Annotated in this window: 7 protein-coding genes, 1 tRNA gene and 1 other annotated feature; of the genes, 2 read left to right on the forward strand and 6 right to left on the reverse strand. The window is 46.4% G+C overall.

Features of this window, described 5'->3' with window-relative positions; genetic code table 11:
• Positions 1 to 116: 116 nt before the first annotated feature.
• The 3 genes from ACZ481_RS25635 to ACZ481_RS25645 form a co-directional block, all read right to left on the reverse strand.
• On the reverse strand, positions 117 to 1,256 hold the full coding sequence (locus tag ACZ481_RS25635) for a DNA alkylation repair protein (RefSeq protein WP_464768166.1): 1,140 nt from the start codon (positions 1,254 to 1,256) through the stop codon (positions 117 to 119).
• A 44-nt stretch (positions 1,257 to 1,300) separates the two neighbouring features.
• Positions 1,301 to 2,485 (reverse strand): M24 family metallopeptidase, encoded by a 1,185-nt coding sequence (locus ACZ481_RS25640; protein WP_464768167.1) that lies wholly within the window; start codon positions 2,483 to 2,485, stop codon positions 1,301 to 1,303.
• Between the two features lie 272 nt (positions 2,486 to 2,757).
• Positions 2,758 to 2,979: a hypothetical protein gene (locus tag ACZ481_RS25645; RefSeq protein WP_464768168.1), complete on the reverse strand. Its 222-nt coding sequence runs from the start codon at positions 2,977 to 2,979 to the stop codon at positions 2,758 to 2,760.
• A gap of 137 nt (positions 2,980 to 3,116) precedes the next feature.
• Between ACZ481_RS25645 and ACZ481_RS25650 the strand changes: the two genes are divergently transcribed.
• Both ACZ481_RS25650 and ACZ481_RS25655 read left to right on the forward strand, forming a co-directional pair.
• Positions 3,117 to 3,995, forward strand: coding sequence for a LysR family transcriptional regulator (locus ACZ481_RS25650; protein WP_464768169.1), 879 nt, complete (start codon positions 3,117 to 3,119; stop codon positions 3,993 to 3,995).
• Between the two features lie 155 nt (positions 3,996 to 4,150).
• Positions 4,151 to 4,383: a binding site (T-box leader), on the forward strand.
• A gap of 59 nt (positions 4,384 to 4,442) precedes the next feature.
• Positions 4,443 to 5,573: a YkvI family membrane protein gene (locus ACZ481_RS25655; RefSeq protein ID WP_464768170.1), complete on the forward strand. Its 1,131-nt coding sequence runs from the start codon at positions 4,443 to 4,445 to the stop codon at positions 5,571 to 5,573.
• Between the two features lie 508 nt (positions 5,574 to 6,081).
• On the opposite strand, the gene ACZ481_RS25660 is transcribed toward ACZ481_RS25655, so the two are convergent.
• The 3 genes from ACZ481_RS25660 to ACZ481_RS25670 form a co-directional block, all read right to left on the reverse strand.
• Positions 6,082 to 6,456 (reverse strand): hypothetical protein, encoded by a 375-nt coding sequence (locus ACZ481_RS25660; protein ID WP_464768171.1) that lies wholly within the window; start codon positions 6,454 to 6,456, stop codon positions 6,082 to 6,084.
• 108 nt (positions 6,457 to 6,564) lie between these two features.
• Positions 6,565 to 6,643: transfer RNA gene (locus ACZ481_RS25665), tRNA-Arg, on the reverse strand.
• A gap of 345 nt (positions 6,644 to 6,988) precedes the next feature.
• Positions 6,989 to 8,293, reverse strand: coding sequence for a hemolysin family protein (locus ACZ481_RS25670; RefSeq protein ID WP_464768172.1), 1,305 nt, complete (start codon positions 8,291 to 8,293; stop codon positions 6,989 to 6,991).
• Positions 8,294 to 8,703: the final 410 nt, after the last annotated feature.

Genomic DNA, 8,703 nt, shown 5'->3' on the forward strand with positions numbered 1-8,703 from the left:
TTTATCATAACAAAAAAACCGCAGCTATTTATCTGCGGCTTCCCTATTGGTAATCTGCCTGCTTTTCCCCTCAGCAGTATTTCCGCCAACCTTAGCAACCCCGATTATTATCAGCGTTAGCACCCGGTCTCATCTTTCCTTTTCTTGTCCGCCACAAGGGTAACCGCTGAATAGGCAACTTCCCGGCCGTTAACCAGCAGGGCAATCCGGTGCCGGCCCGGATAGTGACGACGAGTGGTCAGATCCGCCCAGTTGTGAATACGAACCCCGCACAGGTGCGTTCCTCCTGCCACGGTTTTATCAGACAGTAAAAACAGTTTGCGCGCCGTATGCCCCCTGGCCTTTACGAAATCAATCCCGTACTCGATACGGATATGCACCGGCTCGCCGGTCCGGACAGCAAGCTCATACCGCAGTTCGCAGCTCCCGCCGGCCGGCAGCAGTGCCGGCATTGCGGCTAAGGAGGCACTAGAGATAAGCGCTGCCGCCCCTGCCGGTTCGGCATAACCGAAGAGAGCCAGAGCCTCCGGCTCGGCTTGGCGTATCAAGGTGCGGCAGCCATGCCGCACAATCCAGTCTGTGTGCGGGTGCACGCCCTGCCAGCGACGGGCCGTTGCCAGCACAACCGCCGGATGATCTTTGGCAATGTCGTTTAGGTTGTTGGCAACACTTTTACGCACATACGGCGACGGGTCTGTTTTCAGTAGTTCCAGTACCTGCAAAACCAAAGTGGGATCATGTTTGAACATAGAAAGCGCCTCGCCCCACGGCAAGCGGGGGCGGCAGCCCTCACTTGCCAGCCGCCGGACATGTTCATTCGGATCTGTTGCCCACTTTGCCATTTGCTCCATCATCCGTACAGGCTCGCGCAGCAGAAACGGTCTGACCGCAAACTCAGCCGATGACTTCACTGTAAATCTGGCCAGCGCTGCCATAGACAGCTCCCAGTGTTCCTCAGCCTGGCCATACACAGCCACAAAATCCGGGAAGAACAAATAGGGAAAGCCGCTGCAGCTTTCGTCGATGGCATATAAGATATGCAGCGCCTCTTGGTAGTCACCGGGCAAATACCGCCCCAGGGTCTGAGTGATTCTGCGCATACGGGCTTTTAGCGCCAGCTGTTCCCACTCCGCTTGCTTGCCAATTGCATCAGTGATAAAACCCCAGGCGTTAAAACCAGGATAAGCCCCCTGCACCTTTGCACTGAATTGCTGCAAAAACTCTTGATTATAGACCGCTTTTAAAGGTTCGGCCACTTCGTTCCCTCCTGGTTGCCGGCGTTTGCAGCCCTAAGCGGCGCTTACTTGATGTAGGTAATGCCATTGGGTGTGAGGCTCAGTTGTACAGGCCCGTTTTCCGTCATTACAAAGCTGCTTTCCGTCCCGATTGCCCCTTCGGGAAACACAAACTTTGGCTCCAGCGCAAAAGTCATGCCTGGCATGACCGGAGCAGTCAGGCCCTTGGCCAGTATCGGCCATTCATCAAGCTCCAGGCCGATGCCGTGACCAATAAACTTGACCTGGTCCTCCCGGTAACCCATAAAATAGTCTTTGTAGCCCAGTTCGGCGGCAATAGTAACAGCCAGCAAATACGGCTCCTCGGCCGGTATCCCCGGCTTCATGGCTTTAATTATTTCCGCTTCAATGAATAAGGCGTCTTCATAGGCCTTAACCAGCCGGGGAGTAAGCTCGCCGATACAAAATATCCTGGTCTGGTCGCCTGTATAACCTTGCAGTACACAAGTATAATCAATATAAATGACCTCATTGCGCTGGATCGGTTTCCAGCCTGCCCCCTGCGGCTGGGACGGACTAACCCCTACGCCTCCTACGGGCCCGTCAAAGAAACTGGGGAATGCGCCACTGTTGCCAGTACAGAAATTGCCAAAAAACAACTCCTGATTAAACGCCCTCATTTTACAGCAATTCGAGTAGCCCCGTTTACGCATTTCCGCTTCAAATAAGGCCGCGGCTTCAATCTCGGTCATGCCTTCGCGCAAAAAGGCCGGAACTGCCGAAAAAGCCTTGTCAATTACCTTTAGGGAGTCACGGATAAGCTCAATTTCATAGGGCGATTTAATGGCACGGATTTCTTTGATCAACGGCGACACATCACTGAATACGACATTGGGAAACATTTTTTTATAAATATGATACAGATTGACCGGCAAGACGTCCAAGGTCAGGCCGAGTTTAACAGGATTAGCAAACTGGTCATTGATGATGCCCGCAATTTCTTTGGGGCTCTTAATAGGGACAATATTTTTTAATGGTGACTCGCTGCGAGCCCGCTGCAAGCTTTTTTTTACCATAAGCAGCGGCTCGTTCCTGGCCGGCACATACAGTATCGCATTTTGCACAGTACCGGTAAAGTAAAACATATCACTGTTCAGCACAATCAGGGCCCCATCAAGCTCCTGCCTGCGCAAAGCCGCCTGGAACCGATCTATTCTGGGCATAATCTCTGATCCCGGGGTAAAATTCATCGCCATTTCCTCCCATCGAGTCTATTCCTGTTAGTCTCAATCTGCGTTTTACAGTTAAGCTCCTCCCGTTGCCGCTGGCGCAGACGAGGTATTGCCAGTGCGCTGTATCGATTATAGCTTTTACTTTAATTTACATTTTAATTGTATCGATTTTGCCGGCAGCAGTCAATCTCAGGCTTCCGGCTTATAAAAATACTGCTGGTAATTGTGTCTAAATTTTTTCATAAAAAAACCCGTAAACTTCAGTTCACGGGTCGATAGCCTAGGCTTGCTCAGCAGGATGGTTGACGCAGATATCTGATCAAACCTGCCAGCTTGCCACAGTTTAAGGAATCATAAATAGTCATATCATAAGTGTCAACGCCGCTTAATATAGCCTGCGCCGCCCTCATAGCCTGCAAATGTTTTCTACCTATAAAGCCGGAATTGCCCCGCAATTCCCAGGTGACAGCCGGAGTACCGACCGCCATGCTTGTAATAGCCTTGTTCCGCATAGTCTTTCACCTCAATTTATATTCATGAATCAAAATCATTTTCCTGTTTGATAATAGTATATCTCAGCTATATATAAATTTAAAATATATAATTTTTATGTTAATATAGTTATATATTATACAAAGGAGGGTCACTCATGGAATTACGGCAATTAGAGTATTTCCAAATGGTTTGTCGTTTAAATAGCATATCGAAGGCGGCCGAAGAATTGCATGTCGCTCAGCCCTCTATTTCAATTGCCATTCAAAAATTAGAGGAAGAACTTGGTATCCAGCTGTTTTATAGGACACACCGGCAAATCACGCTAACCGCCGAGGGCTTAGTCTTCTTACAGCGGGTTAATACGATCCTCACCCATGTCAGCGATTCCATCAACGAGATAAACGACCTCAAAGCCTTTCCCAAAGGGTCAATCAAAATCGGCATTCCCCCCATGATCGGGATTTTTCTCTTTCCGCAAATATTTGCCAAGTTTCGCCAGGAATACCCCCACATCGAACTCTCAGCCGTGGAAGGCGGCTCGTTAACTATTCACAACTTGGTAGAACAAGGCCGGATTGATATTGGCATAATAACGCAATCCCACTTATCCCCCGCTTTAGAAATACTGCCAATTGCCACAGGTCAGATCCATGTCTGCCTGCCGCACCACCATCCGCTCAGCACCCTGTCAAGTATCCCCTTTAACAAGCTGCGCGATCAGCCCTTCATTTTACTTAAAGAAGATACTTACAATCGCCAGGTTGTGCTGGAGGAATGTCAAAAACATCTCTTCGTACCTCAGGTTGTTTTTTCATCCAGCCAGGTTGAGACCATTATCAGTTTAGTTGAACTGGAAATCGGTATCTCCTTTCTCTTTGATGCCATTGCCCAAAAATATGCTACTATTTACAGCTGCCCTTTATCTGAGGCAATTCATTTTCAGATTGTGCTGGCCTGGAATAGAAGCCGATATTTAACAAGCTCGGCCAAGGCCTTTATTAATTTCATGACCGGCATGCAACACCATCAATAGTTATGCAGCCACAAAAAAAAGCCCTGTTGACTCGTCTACAGCCGTTTTATTTCCGGAAACAGTTACAATTTTATATTGACAAATACCATTATTCGTGCAACAATGTAACAAAGTTATCCGTCTGCAGGCGTATACTAGCAAATAATTTACATTGATTAAAAATGATGATTGGGCAATATGCAAACATAATCTTGCTTTCAGAGAGCCGGTGGCTGGTGAAAATCGGTGCAGATATTTGCGAAACTCACCCAGGAATTCTTTGGCTGAAACAAAGGGCAACCCTTATTAGGCTACAGCGTTTATCTGCGTTAAAGATATCAGCCGATATACGCATTGGTTGAGTAATGAGCCTAAGTTAGGGTGGTACCGCGATAACCTCGCCCCTATTGACGTTAAATGTCAATAGGGGCTTTTGCATTTAATAAACTTCAGAAAAGAGGGCGCTATATGGGAAACCAACAAGTTAGTTCTGCCGGGACAGCTTTTGCTATGGCGGCGGTCTGGTTTGCAACACATAGTGGGGGTGGCTTTGCCACCGGCAACCAGGAAGTAAATTTTTTTGTGAAATATGGCTGGTATTCGGTCTTTCTGCCACTAGTGGCGATGGTACTGCTGGGCTGGGGGCACAGAAATGCGCTGGTCCTGGCCAAAGATTATAAAACCTATGATTATAAGAGTTTTGGAGATGCCCTGTTCCATCCTTATGAGAAATACTTCTCCCTCGTCTTTGAGTTTGGTTTTATCATGCTGATCGCCTGTGGTGTAAGTACCGCCATCGCCGGTTCCGGCGCCCTGCTAAACAGCTCGCTGGGGGTTCCCTATGGAGTGGGGATAGTGGCTGTAGGCTTTATTTTACTGTTATTGACTATCTTTGGCAGTGAACTAATCATTAAAGTCTTAAATCTAAAAACTTATTTTTTGATTGTTACCTTACTGATACTTTGTGTATTGGGCATTCAAATGGGAGCCTTTAATTTTCAGCAGGTTTTAACGGCTAAGGAAACCTTTGGCACCAGCTTTGGTGATGCGGTTTGGTACATGCTGATTTATATCGGCTTTCAGGCGTTTACTGTTTTGCCTATTATCTCTGTTTCCCACCATATAAAGACAACAAAAGAATGCAATATGTTTATGCTCTTTGGCAGCCTCTTAAACGGGATCTTCCTGGCGGTTGTCTGTATTATGTTATTAGGGTTTAGCCCGGAAATTCTTGACCAGACCCTGCCGGTGTACTTTGTCACCGTGCAGCTTGGTTTACCCTGGCTAAAAATATTATATAGTGTCATATTATTTGTCGCCTTGCTGGGTACAGGCATATCCCTGGTATTTTCCACAGTGGCCCGTTTCGAACCGGTTCTGGTTGGAAAGGGAATTTTGAACAGTTTGCGGGCCCGCCGGATAGCAATTTCCTTTATTACCATAGCAATTTGTACAGGAATTTCAGTATTCGGTTTAACCAATATTGTGGTCAAAGGCTATGGTTCAGTGGGTTATATCGGTCTGTTTTTTGTGCTGCTGCCGGAAATTATCGTTGGCACGATAAAAATCCGTAAAAATGCCAAACTCCGCCAAGAATAATGATTGCGGGCGGGCAGTATCAACAGGGGTCCTATTTGTTTGACCCAAAACAAAAAGTCGTCTACCAGGCGGTAGACGACCCTACACGAGCCAAAACATAAGCGGGCGGTAACCTCACAAATTGGCTGTGCCTCATGATAAAACGGGTGATTTACATGTTAGCAAATGGAGTTGCAGTCATCTTCAAAGCAGAATAATAGTAAAATAATAATGATAATGATGATAAACCAACTACCACCACCGCGGCCACCGAATCCTCCCCATCCCATAGAAAAGACCTCCTTTTATTTTTTGTGTAGCGAAGTGATGTACGTTATATCCTATGATCTCCACCCCGGATCTGTTACTGTGATAATAAGCCAATCCGCAAAAAGGCCAAGCAGAAAAGGACATAAAGAAAACACGGCTTGCGCCGAGCCTTAGCGAAAGCCGATGTTGCCCTTATCCAGGGAAAGTTAGACTTTCTATCAGGATAAAAAAAGCCCCCGCAAGCGGGGCTAAATGAATATTAGCGGTGACGGAACATTTTCGTTATCTCATATACGGCTCTCTTATGCCGCTGGATCTCGCGTTTTTGCCGCTCATGCCAGGCCTTTCTGCTCTCAAAGGGGCGGCGCTTCATTTCATGTTCATGCCGTTCGTTTTCCCGGCGCAGCCGTTCATTATGCTCCCGCCGCCGCTCCCTTTCATACCGCTCCCTTTCGTGCCGGTCCCGCTCATACCGGTCCCGGTGGCGGTCGTGCCGATCATGGCGGGCAAGCTGTACAATACGCTGCGAATCATCATTATATACTGCGGAAGCCTCGGCTACGGTTGCAAACAAACCAAATTGCATGATCCCAGCCAGGGAATAAACAATCGTTTTCTTAACCAGGATATTCATAAATTGTCCCTCCTCTAATTGCTACTTCAAGCATAATGTGGAAGTGTGACAAAAGTATGACAAAATACAAAAAGCCTCCGGGCAAATGCCGGAAGGCTTTATTTTTTCTGGTGCGCCCGGGAGGACTCGAACCACCGGCTGACGCGGTTTAGGAAACCACCGCTCTATCCACCTGAGCTACGGGCGCATGTTGTTATGATTTGTACTTGAGCCATGTTTCTACTTGCTTATAATACTCTATTTGACCTAAAAAATCAACTTTTCACCTACCAAGGAAATACGAAAGAAAGGCAAAATGGCCTTTAAAAAATCAGGACAAATCGGCATAATCGCAGGTTGGCAGAATAGTATCTCTTGAGTAACGATAATTAGTATAGCATTTTGAATATCAAGTGTCAATTGTCAGGTAGTGGAAGGTTAGCGAATATTAAAAAAGATGTCACAACCGAGCTTCCGGTACCGCTGTTTAGAAAAGCCTGCCTGGTTTTCCTCAGACAGGCTTTTCCCACAGCAGCCGGCCCGGGGCCAAGGGTTAGGCCAAACCCTCCGGATCGCGGTTCATCTTTTTAACAAGCACTCTGGTTACGCGCATATGATCAACCTCAGTAATAGTAAACTCGTATTCTTGGTGTTCAATTTTGCTGTTTGCTTTTGGGGGCAATTCTATATGCAGGCTGATCCAGCCACCAAATGTATCCACTTCTTCTGTTGCCAGCCGCAATGCAAAGAATTCATTGAATTCATCCAATAATACGCGGGCGTCTACCGAGTATGTGTTATCGTCCTCTATTTCAATCCAAGGACGCTCTTCATCAAACTCATCCTGAATTTCACCGACAATTTCCTCCAGGATGTCTTCGACGGTGACCAAACCGGCCGTGCCGCCATACTCATCAACTACAATCGCCATTTGCGTCCTGTTTTTTTGCAATACTTTCAATAAATCACTGATATGCATGGTTTCAGGGATTGCCGTTACTTCCCGCAGCATGTCCCGCAACTCAGGTTTTTCCCCTTTGGCAATTGCTTTTAATATATCCTTGATATGAACAAAACCAACAATATTATCCTTATCATCATCACACACGGGATAACGTGTCAGTTCCTCTGTCAGCGCTTTATCCAGATTTTCCTCAAAAGTATCCTGTATATCCAAACACACCATATCAGTACGGGGAACCATGATTTCCCGGGCATTTGTTTCAGCAAAATCAAAAATATTATCAACAAAAGTAAGTTCCGTCTTATTAATAAACCCCTGCTTATGGCTTTCTTCCATTAAGATGCGGATTTCCTCTTCCGTATGGGCAGCTTCATGCTCATTGACAACCTGAATACCGGCCATACGGAGAATCCAATTCGAGATCGTATTTAAAATCCATATGAACGGATACATTAGCTTATAAAAGCCAATCAATGGCACTGATGTCCATAATGTGACCCGGTCTGCCTGTTGTATAGCCAAAGACTTAGGGGCCAATTCGCCGAGGATAATGTGTAAGGCAGTAATGATGGAAAAGGCAATGACGAAAGAAACCGTGTGGACAACCTGGCTGGAAAACCCCCATTCCAGCATAATGGGTTCAAATATTGCGGCAACAGCCGGTTCCCCGATCCAGCCCAGGCCAAGTGAGGCCAGGGTAATTCCCAACTGGCAGGCCGATAAATACGCATCAAGATGATCGACAATTTTTTTGGCAAACTTGGCACGGGTGTTCCCTTCCTGTAACAGGGTTTCAATCCGGGTGCTCCGTACCTTAACCATGGCAAATTCAGCGGCAACAAAGAAACCATTTAATAACACAAGCAACATTACCAGAAGTAAATTTAACAGCATAGACGCAGGGTCCAATAACTCCCTATCTCTCGCTTGGTAGAGAGAATAGGCTCACCTCCATATAATTTTAATATTTGTTCTTAGAATCCGGTCCCTAATGCAAAAGAGGTTGACGGCTGCGCAACCTCTCTTTTACTGACTATTAAATTAGGAAGCCCGGAATGATTTATGGGTTACATCATATGATTTTCATATTGATATACATTATATTGGTTCCAGCTATAAATCACAACAGCGCTGTACGGTCAAATTAACCCAAACTAAGCCGCTTAGGCATAAAAAATCATACTGAAGTACTTGGGTATTATTAAAGGTATCTCCCATAGGCTTATACTAGCCTTTTCATTGTATTTCCCAAAATGAAAACCCTACGCCAGGCGGGAATGCACAAAACCAGGCACCCTTACTGA

Source organism: Sporomusa intestinalis (assembly GCF_055383785.1).

Coding starts and splice junctions, on each gene's coding strand:
- ACZ481_RS25655 (WP_464768170.1), top strand. CDS start 4,443: ATGGGAAACCAACAAGTTAGTTCTGCCGGGACAGCTTTTGCTATGGCG.
- ACZ481_RS25670 (WP_464768172.1), bottom strand. CDS start 8,293: ATGCTGTTAAATTTACTTCTGGTAATGTTGCTTGTGTTATTAAATGGT.
- ACZ481_RS25640 (WP_464768167.1), bottom strand. CDS start 2,485: ATGAATTTTACCCCGGGATCAGAGATTATGCCCAGAATAGATCGGTTC.
- ACZ481_RS25650 (WP_464768169.1), top strand. CDS start 3,117: ATGGAATTACGGCAATTAGAGTATTTCCAAATGGTTTGTCGTTTAAAT.
- ACZ481_RS25660 (WP_464768171.1), bottom strand. CDS start 6,456: ATGAATATCCTGGTTAAGAAAACGATTGTTTATTCCCTGGCTGGGATC.
- ACZ481_RS25645 (WP_464768168.1), bottom strand. CDS start 2,979: ATGCGGAACAAGGCTATTACAAGCATGGCGGTCGGTACTCCGGCTGTC.